Below are 20,204 nucleotides of genomic sequence, written 5' to 3' on the forward strand. Positions count from 1 at the left end.
AGAACCACCAATCAGCATCGCAGCCAATCCAGGAAACACCAGAGCGAGAGACTTCGTCGCCAGCAGCGCCGCCGCCCTCGTCAGTGATCGGGCTTATAGACCCCCCAACCCGATATAGTCAACAGGCTCGCTGTAAAAATTCTGACATTTTTGTAAGTGATTGAATTAAAAAGCGGATTTGTGGGGCGCGACGGAAAACAGGTGGTTTTTGCCTCAAAAGCTGCAAAAATCTTGTCCGGAAGGTCAAATTTTGCTCTGGCGTCAGAATCTGAAGACGTTCTCCCTATTATGCGCCCTACGCATCCATTAAAGCCCTTCCTTACAAGCAACCGAACGACAGATCGGGTTTCCGGGGCAAATCCCTCGACCGCAAGCCTCAGAAAAACCAAGATTTTCCCTAAGGTTTCTGCTATGGTTGAGGCTAGATATAAAGGGGAAGGGAGGAAAAAATGCATACTACAAGACCGGAAAGCATTATCGAAGTCAGCTTCGACAGCGCTAACGGCCGCCGTGCGCTCGGTATTATGAGCATGCGCCAGGCATTGGATCTGCCCGACCTGCCGAGCTTCACCTATACGCATCCTGATCCGCAGAAGGCGGCGGCTGGCATTGTCTTGAGCCGGCAAGAGCTGCAGAGCTTCCTGACCTGCCATTGAGTGGGCCGCCTTGCATACCGCGTCGATCGTGCCCGGGCGCGATCGACGCTTAAGCGACGCCTGTCTTCAGGCCGCTCTTTTTTCCATTACCGCCAGCGGCAGCAGGACGACGGCATTCAGGCCGCCTCCTTCGCGGTCTTCCAGACAGAGTGTGCCGCCATGCGCATCGAGAATCTGGCGGACGATCGCCAAGCCGAGCCCGCTGCCGCCGAGATCGCGATTGCGCGATTCCTCCAGCCGCACGAAGGGTTCGAGGACCTCTTTGCGTCGCTCTTCCGGGATGCCCGGTCCGCGATCGCCGACAACGATGGCGGCGTGGTCGCCACGACGCTCGATGACAATATCGGCCCGGCCACCATAGCGCAGCGCATTGTCGATAAGATTGTCGAGTACCCGTACCAGAGCGGTCTCGGTCATCGTCACCCCGATCGACTGCCCGATCGGCGCAAAACCCGCGAGGCCCTGCCCGTCCTGCCGCTCCGCAAGGTGACCTCGAATGGCCGCATCGAGATCGACGATGGTCTTGCCTTCCGAAACGACGGTGCTGCGGGCAAAGCCGAGCGCATCCTCCACCAGCCGCTGCATGGCCTCGACATCCGCGATCGCCCGCTCTCGATGCGGCGTGTCCGGCATCATTTCCATGCGCAGGCGGAAGCGGGTGAGATAGGTCCTCAGATCATGCGAGATCGCTCCGAGGATCAGGGTACGATTACTGACCAGGGCGGCGATGCGCAGCTGCATGGCGTTGATCGCCTTGATCAGCATGCGCAGCTCGCAGGCGCCTCTTTCAGGAATATGAACCGGCTGCAGACCATTGCCTATCGAGTTGACGGTTCGCGACAGGCGCGTCAAGGGCCGGGTTTCGCGCGCCACCGCGGCAATGGCGATGACTGCGACCAGCATGCCGAGAATGCCCGAGATAAGGCCGATGGGAATTCCGCGCAATCTCACGGTCGGGGTCTCGGGAAGATTGAAGACCGCAATCTTGCCGCCGGCGACGCCGATCGACACTTCCATGATCCGGTCCGGCGCACCGACCGAGAACCAGCCCTGCGGTCTTTCCGACAGCGAGCGCATGTTGAAGTAGCGGTTGCCGAAGGCGATGTTGACGAATTCACGCGCCAGCTTGCCGGTAAGCGTCAGATCCGAAGTCTCGCTCTTCTCACCGGCTGCCGGCGCATCGGCAAGCCGTATCGCCAAACCATAGGCATGCAGCGCCCGCACGGCGATCGGCTGCGCCTCAGGCGGAACGGCATCGAGAAGACGGACCGCCGTCTTGACCTGCATGGCCGGCGACAGTTCCGGATTGAATGGCGTATCCGGCTTGAGCTGCGCGGCAACGAAAGCCGCAAGCTGGATAATGAACAATGCCACGGCGACGATCATGATGATGCGGGCGACGAGACCGAGTTTCAGCATGGCTCAGACATCTTTCACGTCCATTGTGAGGAGATAGCCGGCGTTGCGCACGGTGGTGATGATATGGGCGCCATCGGGCAGACAATGGCCGAGCTTGGTGCGCAAGCGGGAGACCGTGACATCGATGGTGCGATCGAAAGGATCGGCACCGCGGCCGCGCGTCCAATCGAGCAGTTGCTCACGCGACAGCACACGGCGGGGCCTTTCGAGGAAGCAGACGAGCAGATCGAATTCGGCCGTCGTCAGATGCACGACGCGCTCACCGTCCATCTCGATCACCCGGCCATCAAGGTCGACCGTCAGCCCCGCAAAGCTCTTTCTCCTCGACGGACGGCTGATATCTTCCGGCCGCTCCGGGCCGGAACGGCGGAGGATGGCGCGGATGCGCGCCAGGAGCTCGCGCGGATTGAAAGGCTTGCCGAGATAATCGTCGGCCCCCATTTCGAGGCCGAGGATGCGGTCTATATCTTCCGTTTTCGCCGTCAGCATGAGGATCGGTACCTTGCTGCGGGCGCGGATACGACGGCATGCCGACAGGCCGTCTTCGCCGGGCAGCATCAGATCGAGGATAATCAGATCAGGAAAGCCCTTGGACAAAAGGCGATCCATGGCAGCGGCGCTGTCGGCCGCCTGCACGGAAAAACCCTCACGGCTCAGGAACTCTTCCAGGAGCGCCCTAATCTCGCGGTCGTCCTCGACCAGAAGCAGCGATGCGGAAACCATGGCTCTTCCATGCGGGGCGAGAGGCGGTCTTGGCAACAGGGAAACGGCCGGCGTTACAAACTGTAACAAATTTCCCCTCTTTTGAAAAATCCCAGCAAAAGAAGCAGTGCAGTTTCTCTGCAATCGCGATCCCTCCGGAGCGAATGGCGGCAGCCATGTTGCCGTCTACCGACCCCATCGCCCGCTCCGGTCCGCGACAGGGCTCGCATCCATGAAATGCGAGCCCTGTCTGCATTTCAGATCGGTCTTTCCGATCCTGCCTCGACAATGCGATTTGCGTCCGGTTCGCTGCCATGCGAAAGGATTGTGCTCCACCGGCTGCCATGCCGGGCCACGGCAACAAGCATATGAGGCAAGACGGGTGAGCCAACGGCAATCACCGCAGAGATCCGGCAGGGCGGCGAAAGGCAGGCCGGAGCCAGAGGGCAAGCGCGTGACCTTGCCGCGGGCGCTTTCCAAGCTCGGCTATTGCTCCCGCACCCAGGCAGAGGCGCTGATCGCTGCCGGCCGTGTGAGCGTGGACGGGCGCAAAGTGTCAGATCCCGCCGTCTGGGTCGATCTCGAACATTCGAAATTCGCGGTCGACGGCACGGAAATCGCTGCGGAGAAAAAACTCTATTTCATGCTGAACAAGCCGCGCGGGCTGGTGACCACCCGCGATGACCCTGAAGGGCGACCGACGGTTTATGACTGCCTGAAGGAGATCGATGCCCGCCACCTCGCTCCGGTCGGGCGACTGGACAAGGCGAGCGAGGGGTTGCTGCTCTTTACCAATGATACGGTGCTGGCGCAGGCCCTGCTCGATCCGGTCAGCCATGTCGGCAAGACCTATCATGTGCAGGTCGACCGGATCATGGATCACGAGCAGCTTTCGCGCATGGAACGCGGCATCATCGACGATGGCGAACTGCTGACCGCCAGTTCCGCCCGCCTCCTGCGCAGCGGCGATCGCAATGGCTGGATCGAGGTGGAGCTGAAGGAGGGTCGCAACCGTCAGATACGGCGCATGCTCGAGGCGCTCGGCATCGAATGCCTGCGGCTGGTGCGCGTCGCCTTCGGCGATATCGCGCTCGGCGATCTGCCGAAGGGGGCCGCTAGAGCCCTGACCGAGGCAGAGATCCTCGGGTTGCACCGGCGCGCAGGAATGAAGATCAACAGATAGAGGCAGGCTGCCATGCAACCCCATGACTTCTGGCAGGAGCTGCATGCGCCTGACACGTTCGATCCCATGGCGGAGCGCACGGATTTTCATGTCGCCGAATTGCCGGACGGGCGTCAGCTGCGTCTGCCGATCCGGGTCCTTGCCGATGGCGAACATGCGCTGGCATCGCTGATCGTCAACCAGGCAAGCTTCACCGTGCTGGAAGCTCTGGCGGAGGCGCTTGTGGAGCGGATAGCAGCTTATGATATCGATGTCGTCGCCGGCTTGCCGACCCTCGGTCTGACGCTGGCAGCAGCAGTTGCCCGCGCACGTGGCCATGCGCGTTACGTGCCGCTCGGGACATCGCGCAAGTTCTGGTATCGCGACGAACTGTCGGTCACGCTTTCCTCCATCACCACGCCGAACCAGGAAAAGCGTCTTTATATAGATCCGCGCATGTTGCCATTGCTGCAAGGCAAGCGCGTGGCACTCATTGACGACGTCATCTCCAGCGGCGCGTCGATCGTGTCCGGGCTTGCTCTCCTGGCATCCTGCAATATCGAGCCTGTCGTGATCGGCGCGGCCATGCTGCAATCCGATCGCTGGCGGGATCGTGTCGATCTCAACGGGAAGCGATGGAGCGAGAGGATCGTCGGCGTGTTTTCGACACCGATCCTCGAGCAAGGTGAAAACGGTTGCTGGCGCCGGCCGGGCTGACACTTTTCGCGCCCGCGCCCCGACGAATGGAGCCGTTTCCATATTATTATATGTGAAAACCGTTCCGATTCCGGCTGCAATGCGCTAAGGGTCCGCTCAAGAAGCATCCGCCGTGCGGATGCACGAGCCTGTTGGTGGACGCGTTGCGAATTCTCTCCGAAGCCCATTTCCCCGAATTGCCCAACTACTATCGCGGCAAGGTGCGCGAGAATTACGATCTGCCCGATGGCAGCCGCATTATCATCAGTACCGATCGGTTGAGTGCCTTCGACCGCATCCTTACCTGCATCCCCTACAAGGGTCAGGTGCTGACGCAGACGGCCCGCTACTGGTTCGAACAGACACGCGATATCTGCCCGAACCATGTCATCGACTATCCGGACCCGAACGTCGTCGTCGGAAAGCGGCTGAATATCCTGCCCGTCGAGGTCGTCGTTCGCGGCTATCTCGCCGGCACCACGGGCACATCGGTTCTGACGCTCTATAAAAAGGGTCAGCGCGAGATGTACGGCATCACGCTCCCGGATGGCATGCGCGACAACCAGATCCTGCCCGAGCCGATCATCACGCCGACGAGCAAGGAATTCGACGGCGGACACGATGAGCCGCTGACGCCGACCCAGATTGTCGAGCACGGGCTTCTGACAAAAGAGCAATGGCAGACGCTGACACATTATGCTTTTGCCCTGTTCGCACGCGGGCAGGACATCGCCCGCAAGCGCGGGCTGATCCTCGTCGATACCAAATATGAATTCGGAACCGACGAAAACGGCACCATCATCCTTGCCGACGAGATCCATACGCCCGACAGCAGCCGCTACTGGCTGGCCGACAGCTATGAGGACAGATTCGAAAAGGGGGCACGCCCGGAAAGCTTCGACAAGGATTTCGTCCGCGCCTGGGTCACCGAGCGCTGCGATCCTTACAAGGACGAGATTCCGGAGATTCCGAGCGACCTCATCGAACAGACGTCCAAAGTCTATATCCGCGCCTATGAAGCAATCACGGGCATGTCTTTCGTGCCTGACGATCGCGGCGCGACACCGCTTGACCGGGTTCGCGCAAGCCTCGCTCGCTACTTCCCGTAAGGACAGTCCGAACGGACTTTCGACTGGAGCGATTCTGCGAAGCAACTCCCTAGAGTTGCGGCGTTGGCCTATTTTTGGCTACGCTGCAGCCTTGAGTGGTGCGCAAAAGGGTATGTTTTTTGCAACACCTTAGATTTTTTTTAACGGCACGCTGATATTTCGGCCGATCCCACATATGTTCGCAGCCGAGAATTCGTAAAAGCCACTGTGCTATTGCAAAACTCATTGCTAGATTGACGCCGACCGCTTCGGGTCATTGTTTGTGTTGCGTAAGACTGGAGCGCCAGCATATGGGGTCACGCCGATCCCGAAAAAAAACTGATCAGTAAATTGAATTGTGGGACAATGTGATGGTTTCCATTCGTACTGCCGCCCCCGCCCTGCTGCTTGTTTTGGCAGGCTGCGTCAGCGGCCCAGACCATAAGCCACCGGAAATGCCTCTCCCGGCCAAATTCTCGGAGGGCGGTACGAAGGCGAACGGCGATATCGCCGGCTCGCAATGGTGGACTGCTTTCGGCGATTCCAAGCTGAATGCCTTCGCCGCACAGGGACTTGCCCAGAACCTTACCATCCAGCAGGCACTGGAACGTATCAACCAGGCAGAAGCTGCCGTCGTCACGGCAGGTGCAGGCGGCCTCCCAAGCCTTACTGTCTCCGGCGACAACACGACCAGCGGCCAGAAGGGTGGCTCGAGAGTATCAAGCTCAGCTGGACGACGGAACACGACGACGGGCACTGCTTCGGCTTCCTGGCTGCTCGACCTGTGGGGTCAGTATCGCCGCGCAACGGAAAGCGCCAACGCCTCGCTCGACGCCGCCTACTCGACCGTCGACGTCCAGCGCCTGACCTATCTGCAGGATCTCGCCAACAGCTACGTCAATGCCCGGTATTATCAGAGGCTCATCTCGATCGCGCAGGAGAACCTGAAATCGCGGCGCGATACTCTTTCGCTGACCAAGTTCCAGCTCGAAGCCGGTGCGGCATCACGTCTTGATGTGGTTCAGGCGGAAGGCCTCGTCAATCAGACGCTGGCTCTGGTGCCTGGTTATGAAATCAGCTATCGCCAGCAGGTGCATCATATTGCAACGCTGCTCAACGTTCCTTCATCGACGATCATCGCGCAGATGCAGGGTAGCGGCAGACAGCCGGTGTTCCGCGGCAGCGTCCGCAGCGGCGTTCCGGCAGACCTGATCCGTAACCGTCCGGATATTCGCGTGGCAGAGCGCACCCTCGCAGCTTCGACGGCCCAGATTGGCGTTGCCGAAGCCAAGCTCTTCCCGTCGATCACGCTTAGCGGCTCGATTTCGCCGACCTACATCCATACCTCATCGGCGAGCGGTGGTCTGACCACCTGGTCCTTCGGCCCGTCGCTGAACCTGCCGATCTTCGATGGCGGCGCCCTGCGCGCTGGTGTCAAGAGCGCTGAATCGACAAGCCGTGAGAACTATCTCGCCTGGCAGCAGACGGTGCGAGAAGCTGTTGAACAGGTTGAAAACGCGCTATCCGCAGTTGCGCGTGACGCACAGACGGTCGCCGCGCTGCAGGCTCAGGTCAAGTCCTATCAGGAAGCCCTGCAGCTCTCGACGGCAAGCTATAAGGACGGTGCATCCTCGCTGCTCGACGTTCTCGACGCACAGCGCAACGTGACCGCAGCCCAGCAGAGCCTGGCGCAAGCCATTCAGCAGAGCGCCCTCGACTATATCTCGCTGAACGTCGCGATCGGCGCAGGCTATGTGCCAGCCGGCAAGGCGACCATTGCCGCAGGGCCGACCAGAGCCAAAGCCGAGGCCATCAAGGTTGCGGCCAAGAAGACGAACTAAGCACATTGACCGGGCTACGCCTGGTCTTATCGCTTAAACCGAGAACCGCCGCGGGAATCTGTGGCGGTTTTCTTTTGAGCGCAAGGAAATGGCGAAAATGAAAATGGCGTGCTACGCTTGCGCGAACACGCCATAACCAAAAACAAAAAAGGCCGGAATGATCCGGCCTTTCGCCATCCGCCTTCGCATCAGTGCCAGTACATCCGTGGTCAAAGGCAAGGGCGGAACTGCAGCCAGATTGATTATGAAAGGTCAACGAAGAGTTAACGCTGCTTCCATGATATCGACGGACCAAACGGCTCGCTTTCCAGCGCGCCAGCGCCCATCGGCTGCATGACTGGATCGTATATCGGCGTCCAAGGTGTCAATTTCAAGGCCGCTTTTTAGTTTCTTCGAAAAAACCTTGAGGCAGCCGACGCTGCTACGCCGGTAATGCCGAGGAAGGCAAGTGAGCCTTGTCAAAAAGACTCGCAGCTTTTCAGTTTCGAACTGATGCCGTTCAAGCTGCATTCATGCAATTACTTCTACAACACATGTAAAGATTGAAGAGGCACCATGGAATCCTATCAGATTCCGTGCAGCGCCAGGCCTTTATCTTGCCGAAATTGGAAAGTCTTACCGAAGAGCGCCGGGGTAGGCGCACGACAGCGGAACAGGCACCAGCCGGCGATTTCGCGGCTTGGATGCGCAAAGGGAGAGTAATCTATGAGGTTCAAGATTCTTGCGGCGGGCATTCTGGCGGCGCTCGTGGCGCTGCCAGCCATCGCGGAAGCGGCAGAAGGCTTTGCCACCGCGAACGTCAACATGCGGTCCGGTCCGAGTACCGCCTATCCGGCAGTGACGATGATCCCCGTCGGTGTGCCGCTTCAGATCAACGGCTGCCTTAACGATACGCCATGGTGCGATGTTTCCTTCTATGGCGGCCGCGGATGGGTTGCGGGTCGTTATATCCAGGCAACCTATCAGTCACGCCGCATCTATGTCGGTCCGCAATATTACCGCCCGCTTGGCATCCCGACGGTGGTCTTCAACTTCGACGACTACTGGGGTCGCTATTATCGCGGTCGCGACTTCTATCGTGACCGCGACCGCTGGCGGCGCGGCCCGGGCTGGGTCGATCGCCGCCCCGACAGCGGCTGGGACCGCAATCCTCCAGGCTGGGATAACGGGCCGGACCGCAATTGGGACCGTCGCCCGGATCGCAATCGCGATTGGGATCGCGGATCGGACTGGAATGACAGACCGGACCGCAACTGGGATCGCCGGCCCGACCGTGATCGCGACTGGGACAGGCAACGCGACGGCAATCGCGACTGGGGCAGACAGCGCCCGGACAACAACCAGGATTGGGGTAACCGGCCGGATCGCCAGCGCGACAACAATCGCCCTGACAATAATCGTCCGGACAACCGCCCGCGTCCGGAACCGCAGCAGGCTCAACCGCAACCACAGCCGCAGCAGCCGCCGCCGCAGGCCAATCCGCGGCCGAATGCAGGCGAGCCGGGGCCTTATAGCCCTGACCACAGGGATCCATGCCCCGCGTCGGAGCCCAATTGTCGGATGTCCGTGAGAGGCTCGAACCGCTGACGGCCAGCCCTGCGACCGCCTGAAAAACCAAAGGCCGGCGACTTCGAAAGTCGCCGGCCTTTTCATGAGATTGCATCGCCTCCGAGGAGAATGCGCTCACCATCATGGGGGAGCTGCATTCAAGAGATGCTTTCGTGGAGGAAACGCGCTCAAAACTCTCGCCTTCTGCCGCGCTTCCGCCGGTTCGCAAGATTTGGGCGGTTGATCCGCGGTGGTAGCGGCATGCTTCAATGCATCTTGAGATGCGCTTCCCGCGTCGCCGAGATGAACATTTCCCGTGCCTCTTCGGCGGACTTGCGGCCGTCGATGGCAGCCCGGCAAAGGCTTCTTGCCGCCACGTAGAGCGGACCGCGCCGGTCAGGCCAGAGATTGGCCATGCAATTGAGGGCCTCGGACGGGCCTGTCACGACCTGGAACGTACCCTGAGCAAAACCGATCTCAATTGGATTGCTCCATTTGATGTGTCGCATGAACACTCCTCCTCACGCGCTACCAATTGCTTGGAACCGCCCTGCAAGACGGCCACATGTCAATACTATAACCTTGATCAGCCCATTCGAAAATATGGAAGATTGCGTGCGCCGCGCGAAGTATCGACGCATTTGGATCGCAGCCTCGCTCCGTATGAAGGCAAGCGAAGCGCTGTCCTGAGATTTCAGGAGAGCGGGCATGGTCGCGGATAACGGAAGCCGCACGGGCGATCTATTTTTCACGTGCGATCCGCCTTGCCTCATCCGGGGAAAAACCGGCGCGGCGTGCGAGCCGTTCGAGGCCAAATATCCGGTCAATCTGGTCGACCAGCCACAATTCGAAACGTTTCCACATCGGCATAGCCTCCTCCGCTGCGAATCGCTCGGTCGCAGCAGCCCACGAAACATCGCGCCGGCCTGCCAAATCCTTCAGCGACCCATCAACGGAATTGGGGCGGCCTTTGCGCGTTTGAGAGCAATTCCTGCTTTGTTGCGAAGTCGCCGAACAGCTTTTTCAGCCGGGCTTCCTCCTCCTTGCAAATCCGATGACGCCGGACGAAATCCTCGACGCTCCAGACCTCGCGCAACTTGCTCTCTTCAACTTCCTCTATCTTCAGCAATGAACTCATGGGTTCGCCCTCTATCGTTTTTGTGAGGGGATAATGCTCAGGATGGCGAAAAGTTCCCTGCACACGCTTGGCAGGCGCCGGGCGAAGGCAGCGGCAAGCGAATCGGAATGTTCTTAATCCCTCCTTAAATCGCCGCATTTACAGTTCAGGCGGGACTTGATGTCTTCACGAGCGGTGCGTGGACGAATAGCGGGTTGCTCCGCCTTGAAAGCCAATGAGGGTTTTCGAGGTCGCGCGCCGACCAGGCGACGGATCAAGCTTAAGGATTTCTACCGCTCCCGTAATCAGCCTGATAGAAGACATGGAATACAAGGGCACCGAGGTACGACCGGCCGGCAATGGCAGATAAGAAGAAATCACGCCAGAGGATAGAACCATCCTTTTCCAGCGGCCGAGAACGCATCGAGGACGGATTCAATGCCGGGGAGCGCATCGTCGGCAACAGGCGCTCGGCCAAGAAATATTCGTCTTCTTCCAAAACATACTATGAAGAGCCGGAACCCGACGAAGACGAGGATGAAGACGACGAGGATGAACCCGTGGTCGAAAAGCCTCGCCGCACCCGTGCCAGCAACCGCCGCAAACCGGCACGTCGTGCGCGGCCGCGGCGCGGCTTTTTCGGCTTCATCCGTTCGACGATCTACTGGGGCCTCGTGCTTTGCCTCTGGGCCGGCATCGGCCTTGCCGGTCTCGTCGCCTATTATGGCTCGCGCATGCCGAGCGCCAGCACGTGGTCGATCCCAGAGCGGCCACCGAACGTCAAGATCAACGATCTCGACGGCAGCCTGATCGCCAATCGTGGCACGACGGGCGGCGAAGCGGTCGCGCTCGGCGACATGTCCCCCTATATCCCGGAAGCCATCATCGCCATCGAGGATCGGCGCTTCTATTCGCATTTCGGCTTCGACCCGATCGGCCTTGCCCGCGCCGTCGTGACCAATGTGGTAACCGGGCATGCCGTCCAAGGCGGCTCGACGCTGACGCAGCAGCTCGCCAAGAACCTGTTCCTTTCGCCGGACCGCACGCTGGAACGCAAGGTGCAGGAAGTGCTGCTGGCGCTGTGGCTGGAGCACAAGTACACCAAGGATCAGATCCTGACGATGTACCTGAACCGCGTCTATTTCGGCTCCAACGCCTATGGCGTCGAGGCTGCCTCGCGGCGCTACTTCAACAAATCGGCAAAGGACGTCAATCTCGGCGAAGCCGCCATGCTCGCTGGTCTGGTCAAGGCCCCCTCGCGACTGTCGCCGGCCCGCGATCCGGCCGCCGCCGAGGCCCGCGCGCAGCTCGTGCTGCAGGCGATGCACGACCAGGGCTTCATCAGCGAATCCGACATCAAGACGGCGATGGCGCAGCCGCCGACCCGATCGAAGAGCTATTGGAGCGGTGCCGAGAATTACGTCGCCGACATGGTCATGGACCAGTTGCCGAAGCTGATCGGCGGCGACGTCAAGGAAGATCTGATCGTCGACACGACGCTCGACATGTCGCTGGAGGAAAAAGCCGAGAAGGCGCTGAGCGACGTGCTCGAAAAGGAAGGCAAGAAGCTCAACGCCTCGCAGGCCTCACTCGTCTCCGTCGATGCGACGGGTGCGATCCGCGCACTCGTCGGCGGCCGCGACTATGCGCAGAGCCAGTTCAACCGTGCCGTGACGGCTAAGCGCCAGCCCGGCTCCGCCTTCAAGCCCTTCGTCTATACCGCGGCGCTTGAGATGGGCCTGACGCCGAATTCGATCCGCAACGACATGCCGGTCAAGATCGGCAACTGGGCGCCTGAGAATTACGAGCAGCGCTACAGCGGCCCGGTGACGCTAGCAACTGCGGTGGCTAAATCGCTGAATACCGTTGCCGCGCAGCTCGTCGCCGAAGTCGGGCCGGACCAGGTCATCAAGGTTGCCCGCAGGCTCGGCATCGAATCCGACCTGCAGGCCAATGCCTCGATCGCGCTCGGCACCTCGGAAGTATCTCTGCTGGAGCTCACCTCCGCCTATGCCACCTTCATGAACGGCGGCTACAAAGTGGCTCCGCATGTCATCACCAAGGTGACGGCCGCTTCCGGCAAGGTGCTCTACCAGGCCAATACCGACAATCCGGAGCGCGTCCTGAACCCGGATATCGTCACGAACATGAACGCCATGATGGCGGGCGTCATCGCCAATGGCACCGGCAAGGCGGCGCGCATTCCCGGTTGGCAGGCGGCCGGCAAGTCAGGCACGACGCAATCCTTTCGCGACGCGCTCTTCGTCGGCTTCACCAGCCATCTGACCACGGGCGTCTGGTTCGGCAATGACGACGGCAAATCGATGCGCAAGGTGACTGGCGGCGGGCTGCCGGCGAAAGCGTGGAAGGAATTCATGGTCGCCGCCCACAAGGGCATTACGCCGACGCCGATCTTCGGCGGCGGCCAGATCATCGACAACGGCCTGCCAATGGCGCAGACGGCGCCGAACAGCGACCAGCCGACCACCATCGGCAACATCATCTCCGGCGTCGCCGATGGTGGACAGCCGGTGCAGCAGCCGACCTTGCAGCAAAGGCCGTCGCAGCAGCCGATCCAGCCGCAGATCGTCAACCAGACCGCCGCCAACGACGATCCGCAGGATTTGCCGCCTGCAAATCTTGCCGACGATACCAATCCCTACAGCTCCAACCCCTATGATAGCGATATACCGCCTGCCGATGTCGGCGACAGCGGCGCTCCGGTCGCCACCACACGGTCGCACCGCTCGTCGCTGCTCGACGTCATCCTCGGCCGATAAAATTGCAATTTTGCGCCTACAGCGCCGCGCGTCATATATCGCGCGCAAAGGCCGCCGCAGCCCTTCATATCTGCTGCATAATTTTTTCCCTAAATCGATCCCGATTTAAGGAATCATGCAGCAGACGCTTGCATGGCCGCGGCAAGGCTGCTCTGATACGCGGTCGTGTCAAATCCGCTGATCCCCGGCGCATACGGGACCACATGGAATTTGGGCGACAAACCATTTGTTTTGCTGGATTTCAGGCTATTTCCTGCCTTGCAGTCAGTAAAACCGCTACTTATATACGCGGCATCACCGCAGTCATGGCTGCGCAATCCTCAAGACCATCCCGTAAGGGGCTGTCAATGGAATGCCTGACAGGGGTTCCGATAGCTTGCTTCAAGGAGAGAATGACATGGCAAAAGTAATTGGTATCGACCTTGGAACGACAAATTCCTGCGTCGCCGTCATGGACGGTAAGGACGCAAAAGTGATCGAAAATGCCGAAGGCGCCCGGACCACCCCCTCCATGGTTGCCTTCACCGACGACGGTGAACGTCTCGTCGGCCAGCCGGCCAAGCGCCAGGCTGTCACCAACCCCACAAATACCCTCTTCGCTGTCAAGCGCCTCATCGGCCGCCGCTACGAAGATCCGACCGTCGAGAAGGACAAGCACCTTGTTCCCTTCAACATCGTTCGGGGCGACAATGGCGACGCCTGGGTCGAAGCCAACGGCAAGGGCTATTCGCCCGCTCAGATTTCCGCAATGATCCTTCAGAAGATGAAGGAAACCGCCGAATCCTACCTCGGCGAAAAGGTCGACAAGGCCGTTATAACCGTTCCCGCATACTTCAACGACGCTCAGCGCCAGGCAACCAAGGATGCCGGCAAGATCGCCGGTCTTGAAGTTCTGCGTATCATCAACGAGCCGACGGCTGCAGCACTCGCTTATGGCCTCGACAAGAAGGACGGCAAGACCATCGCCGTATACGACCTTGGCGGCGGCACCTTCGATATCTCCATCCTCGAAATCGGCGACGGCGTCTTCGAAGTGAAGTCGACCAACGGCGACACCTTCCTCGGCGGTGAAGACTTCGACATGCGTCTCGTCGAATACCTCGTTGCCGAGTTCAAGAAGGACAACGGCATCGACCTCAAGGCCGACAAGCTCGCTCTGCAGCGTCTGAAGGAAGCTGCCGAAAAGGCCAAGATCGAACTGTCTTCTTCGCAGCAGACCGAAATCAACCTGCCCTTCATCACGGCAGACGCAACCGGCCCGAAGCACCTGACGCTGAAGCTGACCCGCGCCAAGCTGGAAAGCTTAGTCGACGATCTCGTCCAGCGCACCATCGCTCCGTGCAAGGCAGCGCTCAAGGATGCCGGCGTTACCGCTGCCGAAATCGACGAAGTCGTTCTTGTCGGCGGCATGAGCCGCATGCCGAAGGTACAGGAAGTCGTCAAGCAGCTGTTCGGCAAGGAGCCGCACAAGGGCGTCAACCCGGATGAAGTCGTCGCACTCGGCGCCGCCATCCAGGCCGGCGTTCTGCAGGGCGATGTCAAGGACGTTCTGCTCCTCGACGTGACCCCGCTGTCTCTCGGCATCGAAACGCTGGGCGGCGTCTTCACCCGTCTGATCGAACGCAACACGACGATCCCGACGAAGAAGTCGCAGACCTTCTCGACCGCCGACGACAACCAGTCGGCCGTGACCATCCGCGTTTCGCAGGGCGAGCGTGAAATGGCTGCCGACAACAAGCTGCTCGGCCAGTTCGACCTCGTCGGCCTGCCGCCGGCACCGCGTGGTGTTCCGCAGATCGAAGTCACCTTCGATATCGACGCCAACGGCATTGTTCAGGTTTCGGCCAAGGACAAGGGCACCGGCAAGGAACAGCAGATCCGCATCCAGGCTTCCGGCGGTCTCTCCGATGCCGACATCGAGAAGATGGTCAAGGATGCGGAAGCCCATGCCGCTGAAGACAAGAAGCGTCGCGAAGGCGTTGAAGCCAAGAACCAGGCCGAAAGCCTGATCCACTCCAGCGAGAAGTCGCTGAAGGATTACGGCGACAAGGTCAGCGAAGCCGATCGCACCGCGATCTCCGACGCGATCGCAGCGCTGAAGACGGCGACCGAAGCTTCCGAGCCGGATGCCGAAGACATCAAGGCCAAGACCCAGACGCTCATGGAGGTTTCCATGAAGCTCGGCCAGGCGATCTATGAGGCCCAGCAGGCGGAAGCCGGTTCCGGTGATGCCTCGGCAGCAGGCGGCAAGGACGATGTCGTCGATGCCGATTACGAGGAAATCAAGGACGAAGACGACCGCAAGCGGTCTGCATAAGCGCGAACCGAAAGGTTTGAGGAAACTTAGATCCGGCTGCCTTTTGGCAGCCGGAAATCCATTTCCGGGGTTCTAATCCTTAATATGGCAAAAGCGGATTTTTACGAGACGTTGGGCGTCTCCAAGACGGCGGACGAGAAAGAGCTGAAGAGCGCCTTTCGCAAGCTCGCAATGCAATATCATCCGGACAAGAATCCGGGCGACAGCAATGCCGAGCGGAAGTTCAAGGAAATCAACGAAGCCTACGAAACGCTCAAGGACCCGCAGAAGCGCGCAGCCTATGACCGCTATGGCCACGCCGCTTTCGAGCATGGCGGCATGGGCAGCGGTGGCGGCTTCGGAGCCGGTTTCGGCGGCGGCGGTTTCTCCGATATTTTCGAGGACATTTTCGGCGAGATGATGGGTGGCGGCCGCTCGCGCGGGCGTTCTTCCGGCGGCCGCGAGCGCGGCGCCGATCTTCGCTACAATATGGAAATCTCGCTGGAGGAGGCCTTCAGCGGCAAGACGGCGCAGATCCGGGTTCCGACCTCGATCACCTGCGACGTCTGTTCCGGCTCGGGCGCCAAGCCCGGCACGCAGCCGAAGACATGCGGCACCTGCCAGGGTTCCGGCCGCGTGCGCGCTGCGCAGGGATTCTTTTCGGTCGAGCGCACCTGTCCGACCTGCCATGGCCGCGGCCAGATCATCCCCGATCCCTGCACCAAGTGCCACGGCCAGGGCCGCGTGACCGAGGAGCGCTCGCTCTCCGTCAACATTCCCTCCGGCATCGAAGATGGTACGCGCATTCGCCTGCAGGGCGAAGGCGAGGCTGGTCTGCGCGGTGGACCGGCGGGCGATCTCTACATCTTCCTCTCCGTCAAGCCGCATGAGTTCTTCCAGCGCGATGGCGCCGATCTTTATTGTGCGGTGCCTATATCGATGACGACCGCGGCACTTGGCGGCACCTTCGATGTCGCAACGCTCGACGGCACCAAATCGCGCGTCACCGTTCCCGAGGGGACGCAGGTCGGCAAGCAGTTCCGACTGAAGGGCAAGGGCATGCCGGTGCTGCGCTCCAGCCAGGTCGGCGATCTCTATATCCAGATCCAGATCGAGACGCCGCAGAAGCTGACCAAACGGCAGCGGGAACTGCTGCAGGAATTCGAGCAAATCTCCTCGAAGGACAACAATCCCGAATCGACAGGCTTCTTCGCCCGCATGAAGGATTTCTTCGACACGTTCAGCGACTGAGCCGCGAATCAAAATGTTTCACATGAATCCGGCCGATGATTCGGCCGGATTTTTTATTGGCATGCGCGAATCAGCCCCAGGTCAGCGGATCGAGCCGGAGGTAGAAGGCGAGACGTTCGCGGTCCGGCTCTGCGATTTCCAGGGTTTCGAACAGGATCGAAAAGGCTCGCTCTCGTTGTTCGGGCGTCACCCAGCTTTCCTCGGCATTGGCAATCATCAGCGAGAGATCGACATAACGATCGGCCTTGCCGACACGGCCTAGATCGATCACCCCGGTACATTGCAGGCTATGCGGATCGATCATGAAATTGGGCATGCAGGCATCGCCATGGCAGAGAACCCTGTCGATGGCTTCCTGATCGAGCCGAACCGGCAGATCGCGCTCGACGCGATCAAGCAGTTCGCGGACCGGCCTATCCTGATCCTCCGGCGGCAGGAAATCTGGGTTTACGGCATTTCGCGAAACCACATCCGCTGCCTTTGCGAACATCAGCGACAGGCTGCGATCGAAGTGGCATCGATCAATCGGCAGCTCATGAAGAGATTTCAGCTGCCGCGCCATCGATGGCCAGGCCTTCAGCAGCGCATCTCCATCCAGCTCGGCTGCCGGTATGCCGGGAATTGTTGTCATGATCAGGCATGCACCCTCCTCCACCTCGCGCCAATCGATAACTCCTGGGACGGCGACACCCTTGCCCTGCAGCCAAAGCAGCCGATCGCGTTCGCCTGCAAGATCGGCCGACCGGGCTGACGACGCGATTTTCGCATAAGCAAGGCCATCTTCGCGGCGATAGACGAGATCGCCCGATTCGCCCGTTTTCACGCGCGCCCAATCGGCGCGCGTATGCACGAGCAGTGCTTTTGCAAATTCCAATTGATGCCCCCTTTCATCCCAAACCTCCCCGAGCATGGCGATATAGGTAGTGCCGTGCGTTAATGCCAATATCGGCAGGAATTCAAATAGATCTCCTCAAAAGACAAGGATGCCGAATGGCGGGCGAATCACCCGCCCTCGTGGTCCGAGACGGCCCCTTGGCCTCTCACCATGAGGGCTCATCCCCTCGCTTTGCCCACAGCTTCCCTCAGCCTGCGGCTTCACTCCAACCCTCATCCTGCGCCCGTCGAAGGACGAGGGTGGCCCGTGACGGCGCTTACATTTCAAACCATCGGCAAAAACCTTGCACTTGCGCGGGGTTCGGCATACCCCTCGGCCATCGATTGCGAATCTTAAAGACAGATGCCGAACAAGGTTTCCATCTCGCGCCTCAAGCTGACCGACTTCCGCAACTATGCGGCGGCGGCGCTGACGCTTGACGAGCGGCACGTGGTGCTGACCGGCGACAACGGCGCCGGCAAGACCAATCTCATGGAAGCGGTCTCCCTGCTATCGCCTGGCCGCGGCCTGCGTCGCGCCGCCTATACCGATGTCACCCGGGTCGATGCGCCAGGCGGCTTTTCCATCTTCGCGGAGCTCGAGGGCATGGATGGCAGCGTCGAAATCGGCACCGGCATCGATACGACCGACGAATCAGCCGCCCGTCGGCTGCGAATCAACGGCACTCCAGCCAAGACGGTCGACGAACTGACCGATCATCTGCGCGTTCTCTGGCTGACGCCGGCCATGGATGGCCTCTTTACCGGCGGCTCCTCGGAACGCCGCCGTTTCCTTGACCGACTAGTCCTGTCGCTTGACCCCGCCCATGGCCGCCGCGCCAGCGATTTCGAGCGCGCCATGCGCAGCCGCAACAAGCTTTTATCCGAAAGCCGGTTCGATCCATCCTGGCTCGGCGGCATCGAGGAACAGATGGCAAGCCTCGGCATCGCCATGGCGATCGCGCGGCAGGAAATGCTCGGCCTCCTTTCGCGACTGATCGCCGAAACGCGCGAGGCGACGCCGTTTCCATCGGCGGCACTGGAGCTTTCCGGCTTCCTCGACGGACAATTCGACCGGCCGGCCGTCGATCTCGAAGACACCTATGCCGATATGCTGCGCGAGGGGCGTTACCGCGACGCGGCCGCCGGTCGCACACTGGATGGGCCGCATCGGGCCGATCTTCTGGTGAGGCATCGCGAGAAGGATATGGAAGCGGAGCGGTGCTCGACCGGTGAGCAAAAGGCGCTTCTCGTCGGCCTCATCCTTGCCCATGCGCGTTTAGTTGGCAATCTCACAGGCTATGCGCCGATCCTGCTGCTCGACGAGATCGCCGCCCATCTTGATGAGGGACGGCGTGCTGCGCTTTTCGATCTCATCGACGGGCTCGGCGGCCAGGCCTTCATGACCGGCACGGACAAATCCATGTTCTCGGCTCTTGGCGAGCGCGCGCAATTCTTTACCGTGGCGCATGGCGGCATTACGAAATCCTAGCGCCTCCTCGCCCTCGATTGTGCTAGACTTTTGCCATGGATCCTTTGAGCTCAGACGAAATCGCCCGCTATCACCGCCATATCCTCCTGCCGGAGGTCGGTGGCACTGGCCAGCAAAAATTGAAGGCGGCGCGTGTGCTTGTCATCGGCGCCGGCGGCCTTAGTGCGCCGGTGTTGCAATATCTTGCGGCCGCCGGCGTCGGCACGCTCGGCATTGCCGATGATGACCGCGTTTCGCTGTCCAACCTGCAGCGGCAGGTGATTCACGATACGGGCACGATCGGCGAACTGAAAACCCAGAGCGCGGCAGACGCCATCACGCGGCTGAACCCGCATGTGCGCACCATCCGCTTCGAGGAACGGTTCAGTGCCGATACGGCTGCGCGGCACCTCGCCGGTTTCGATCTCGTCATCGACGGCTCCGACAATTTCGATACGCGCTATGCGGCTGCCGATGCCACCGAAGCAGCGCATTTGCCGCTGGTGACAGGTGCTGTCGGGCGCTTCGATGGATCTGTCACCACGTTGAAGCCTTACGAGAGCGATGCGGACGGTAACCTCAATCCTCGCTATCGCGATCTCTTCCCGGCGCCACCGCCGGAGGGTCTCATTCCGAGCTGCGCCGAGGCGGGCATCATTGGCGCCTTGACCGGCGTCATCGGCACGCTCATGGCGATGGAGGCGATCAAGCTCATCACAGGCATCGGCGAGCCGCTGATCGGTCGCCTGTTGCTTTATGACGGGCTTTCATCGCGCTTCGAAACCGTGCGCTATCGCCGCAAACGCGCCCGGGTTGCTGCTGAATGAGCGATATCACGCTTCGTCGCCTCGATGATGGCTTCGATCGCTGGGATGCGTTGCTGGATCTGATCCTGACGTCCTTCGCCTATATGAACGGACGCATCGATCCGCCCTCCTCGGCGCTGGCGCTGACATCCGAAACGCTGAAAGCGAAGGCACTTAGCGAGATCGCTTATGTGGCGCTCGATGGCGAACAGTTGGTCGGCTGCATTTTCTGCCGGCCGGAGGCAGAGAGCCTTTATGTCGGCAAGCTCGCCGTGGTGCCGGCGGCGCAAGGTAAAGGTATCGGCAAGCAACTGCTGGGCCTGGCCGAGACAGCGGCGCGAGAGCTTGGCCTCAAGGCGTTGCGGCTTGAAACGCGGATCGAGCTCACCGACAATCACGCCACCTTCGCAGCATGGGGCTTTCGGAAGACGGCCGAAAATCGCCACGCCGGGTTCGATCGGACGACGTCGATCGAGATGCGCAAGGCGATTGCCTAAC

General features: G+C 60.5%; 17 protein-coding genes. 12 read left to right on the plus strand and 5 right to left on the minus strand.

Annotation, left to right across the window (positions count from 1 at the left end):
• Nucleotides 1–449 precede the first annotated feature (449 nt).
• Nucleotides 450–656, plus strand: a complete 207-nt coding sequence (locus tag JJQ51_RS30890) for a hypothetical protein (protein WP_092720247.1) — start codon at nucleotides 450–452, stop codon at nucleotides 654–656.
• Between the two features lie 66 nt (nucleotides 657–722).
• Here JJQ51_RS30890 and JJQ51_RS30895 read toward each other — a convergent pair whose 3' ends face one another.
• On the minus strand, nucleotides 723–2,075 hold the full coding sequence (locus tag JJQ51_RS30895; protein WP_269245707.1) for an ATP-binding protein: 1,353 nt from the start codon (nucleotides 2,073–2,075) through the stop codon (nucleotides 723–725).
• Between the two features lie 3 nt (nucleotides 2,076–2,078).
• Nucleotides 2,079–2,798, minus strand: a complete 720-nt coding sequence (locus tag JJQ51_RS30900; RefSeq protein WP_092720253.1) for a response regulator — start codon at nucleotides 2,796–2,798, stop codon at nucleotides 2,079–2,081.
• Nucleotides 2,799–3,159: 361 nt separating this feature from the next.
• Between JJQ51_RS30900 and JJQ51_RS30905 the strand changes: the two genes are divergently transcribed.
• The 5 genes from JJQ51_RS30905 to JJQ51_RS30925 all read left to right on the plus strand — a co-directional run bounded on the left by JJQ51_RS30905 (nucleotide 3,160) and on the right by JJQ51_RS30925 (nucleotide 9,151).
• Complete coding sequence (locus JJQ51_RS30905; protein WP_145324536.1) at nucleotides 3,160–3,960, plus strand: pseudouridine synthase; 801 nt, start codon at nucleotides 3,160–3,162, stop codon at nucleotides 3,958–3,960.
• Nucleotides 3,961–3,972: 12 nt separating this feature from the next.
• Complete coding sequence (locus JJQ51_RS30910; protein ID WP_145324538.1) at nucleotides 3,973–4,656, plus strand: phosphoribosyltransferase; 684 nt, start codon at nucleotides 3,973–3,975, stop codon at nucleotides 4,654–4,656.
• A 143-nt stretch (nucleotides 4,657–4,799) separates the two neighbouring features.
• A complete protein-coding gene (locus tag JJQ51_RS30915) occupies nucleotides 4,800–5,744 on the plus strand; it encodes a phosphoribosylaminoimidazolesuccinocarboxamide synthase (protein ID WP_152094695.1) in 945 nt (314 codons plus the stop codon).
• 350 nt (nucleotides 5,745–6,094) lie between these two features.
• On the plus strand, nucleotides 6,095–7,564 hold the full coding sequence (locus JJQ51_RS30920; RefSeq protein ID WP_113354112.1) for an efflux transporter outer membrane subunit: 1,470 nt from the start codon (nucleotides 6,095–6,097) through the stop codon (nucleotides 7,562–7,564).
• Nucleotides 7,565–8,269: 705 nt separating this feature from the next.
• Complete coding sequence (locus JJQ51_RS30925) at nucleotides 8,270–9,151, plus strand: SH3 domain-containing protein (protein WP_113330912.1); 882 nt, start codon at nucleotides 8,270–8,272, stop codon at nucleotides 9,149–9,151.
• A gap of 227 nt (nucleotides 9,152–9,378) precedes the next feature.
• Here JJQ51_RS30925 and JJQ51_RS30930 read toward each other — a convergent pair whose 3' ends face one another.
• Both JJQ51_RS30930 and JJQ51_RS30935 read right to left on the minus strand, forming a co-directional pair.
• Nucleotides 9,379–9,621 carry a DUF982 domain-containing protein gene (locus JJQ51_RS30930; protein ID WP_095433530.1) on the minus strand — a complete coding sequence of 81 codons (243 nt, stop codon included), beginning with the start codon at nucleotides 9,619–9,621 and terminating at the stop codon, nucleotides 9,379–9,381.
• Nucleotides 9,622–9,853: 232 nt separating this feature from the next.
• Nucleotides 9,854–9,976, minus strand: coding sequence for a hypothetical protein (locus JJQ51_RS30935; protein ID WP_257714005.1), 123 nt, complete (start codon nucleotides 9,974–9,976; stop codon nucleotides 9,854–9,856).
• 612 nt (nucleotides 9,977–10,588) lie between these two features.
• On the opposite strand from JJQ51_RS30935, the gene JJQ51_RS30945 reads away from it, so the two are divergent.
• From JJQ51_RS30945 to dnaJ, 3 genes are all read left to right on the plus strand, one after another.
• A complete protein-coding gene (locus JJQ51_RS30945; RefSeq protein WP_152094669.1) occupies nucleotides 10,589–13,009 on the plus strand; it encodes a transglycosylase domain-containing protein in 2,421 nt (806 codons plus the stop codon).
• 397 nt (nucleotides 13,010–13,406) lie between these two features.
• Entirely contained in the window at nucleotides 13,407–15,326 is a 1,920-nt protein-coding gene (gene dnaK, locus JJQ51_RS30950; RefSeq protein ID WP_269245708.1) for a molecular chaperone DnaK, read from the plus strand.
• Between the two features lie 84 nt (nucleotides 15,327–15,410).
• Entirely contained in the window at nucleotides 15,411–16,556 is a 1,146-nt protein-coding gene (dnaJ, locus tag JJQ51_RS30955; protein WP_152094670.1) for a molecular chaperone DnaJ, read from the plus strand.
• Nucleotides 16,557–16,626: 70 nt separating this feature from the next.
• Here dnaJ and JJQ51_RS30960 read toward each other — a convergent pair whose 3' ends face one another.
• Complete coding sequence (locus JJQ51_RS30960) at nucleotides 16,627–17,430, minus strand: APH(3'') family aminoglycoside O-phosphotransferase (RefSeq protein ID WP_269245709.1); 804 nt, start codon at nucleotides 17,428–17,430, stop codon at nucleotides 16,627–16,629.
• Nucleotides 17,431–17,793: 363 nt separating this feature from the next.
• Between JJQ51_RS30960 and recF the strand changes: the two genes are divergently transcribed.
• Genes recF through JJQ51_RS30975 form a run of 3 tightly spaced genes read left to right on the plus strand, consistent with a single transcriptional unit; the run spans nucleotide 17,794 to nucleotide 20,203 of the window.
• Nucleotides 17,794–18,921: a DNA replication/repair protein RecF gene (gene recF / locus JJQ51_RS30965; RefSeq protein ID WP_152094671.1), complete on the plus strand. Its 1,128-nt coding sequence runs from the start codon at nucleotides 17,794–17,796 to the stop codon at nucleotides 18,919–18,921.
• A gap of 35 nt (nucleotides 18,922–18,956) precedes the next feature.
• Nucleotides 18,957–19,727: a molybdopterin-synthase adenylyltransferase MoeB gene (locus JJQ51_RS30970; protein ID WP_145324544.1), complete on the plus strand. Its 771-nt coding sequence runs from the start codon at nucleotides 18,957–18,959 to the stop codon at nucleotides 19,725–19,727.
• Nucleotides 19,724–20,203 carry a GNAT family N-acetyltransferase gene (locus tag JJQ51_RS30975; RefSeq protein ID WP_145324545.1) on the plus strand — a complete coding sequence of 160 codons (480 nt, stop codon included), beginning with the start codon at nucleotides 19,724–19,726 and terminating at the stop codon, nucleotides 20,201–20,203. The genes JJQ51_RS30970 and JJQ51_RS30975 overlap by 4 nt, the downstream gene beginning before the upstream one ends.
• Nucleotide 20,204: the final 1 nt, after the last annotated feature.

This window comes from Rhizobium sp. AG207R, from assembly GCF_027109195.1.
GTDB classification, from domain to species: Bacteria; Pseudomonadota; Alphaproteobacteria; order Rhizobiales; family Rhizobiaceae; genus Rhizobium; species Rhizobium dioscoreae.

What these genes read in the sequence shown, in the direction of transcription:
- JJQ51_RS30890 (WP_092720247.1), top strand. Translation starts at nt 450, where the DNA reads ATGCATACTACAAGACCGGAAAGCATTATCGAAGTCAGCTTCGACAGC.
- JJQ51_RS30895 (WP_269245707.1), bottom strand. Translation starts at nt 2,075, where the DNA reads ATGCTGAAACTCGGTCTCGTCGCCCGCATCATCATGATCGTCGCCGTG.
- JJQ51_RS30900 (WP_092720253.1), bottom strand. Translation starts at nt 2,798, where the DNA reads ATGGTTTCCGCATCGCTGCTTCTGGTCGAGGACGACCGCGAGATTAGG.
- JJQ51_RS30910 (WP_145324538.1), top strand. Translation starts at nt 3,973, where the DNA reads ATGCAACCCCATGACTTCTGGCAGGAGCTGCATGCGCCTGACACGTTC.
- JJQ51_RS30920 (WP_113354112.1), top strand. Translation starts at nt 6,095, where the DNA reads ATGGTTTCCATTCGTACTGCCGCCCCCGCCCTGCTGCTTGTTTTGGCA.
- JJQ51_RS30925 (WP_113330912.1), top strand. Translation starts at nt 8,270, where the DNA reads ATGAGGTTCAAGATTCTTGCGGCGGGCATTCTGGCGGCGCTCGTGGCG.
- JJQ51_RS30930 (WP_095433530.1), bottom strand. Translation starts at nt 9,621, where the DNA reads ATGCGACACATCAAATGGAGCAATCCAATTGAGATCGGTTTTGCTCAG.
- JJQ51_RS30935 (WP_257714005.1), bottom strand. Translation starts at nt 9,976, where the DNA reads ATGTGGAAACGTTTCGAATTGTGGCTGGTCGACCAGATTGACCGGATA.
- JJQ51_RS30945 (WP_152094669.1), top strand. Translation starts at nt 10,589, where the DNA reads ATGGCAGATAAGAAGAAATCACGCCAGAGGATAGAACCATCCTTTTCC.
- dnaK (WP_269245708.1), top strand. Translation starts at nt 13,407, where the DNA reads ATGGCAAAAGTAATTGGTATCGACCTTGGAACGACAAATTCCTGCGTC.
- dnaJ (WP_152094670.1), top strand. Translation starts at nt 15,411, where the DNA reads ATGGCAAAAGCGGATTTTTACGAGACGTTGGGCGTCTCCAAGACGGCG.
- recF (WP_152094671.1), top strand. Translation starts at nt 17,794, where the DNA reads ATGCCGAACAAGGTTTCCATCTCGCGCCTCAAGCTGACCGACTTCCGC.
- JJQ51_RS30970 (WP_145324544.1), top strand. Translation starts at nt 18,957, where the DNA reads ATGGATCCTTTGAGCTCAGACGAAATCGCCCGCTATCACCGCCATATC.
- JJQ51_RS30975 (WP_145324545.1), top strand. Translation starts at nt 19,724, where the DNA reads ATGAGCGATATCACGCTTCGTCGCCTCGATGATGGCTTCGATCGCTGG.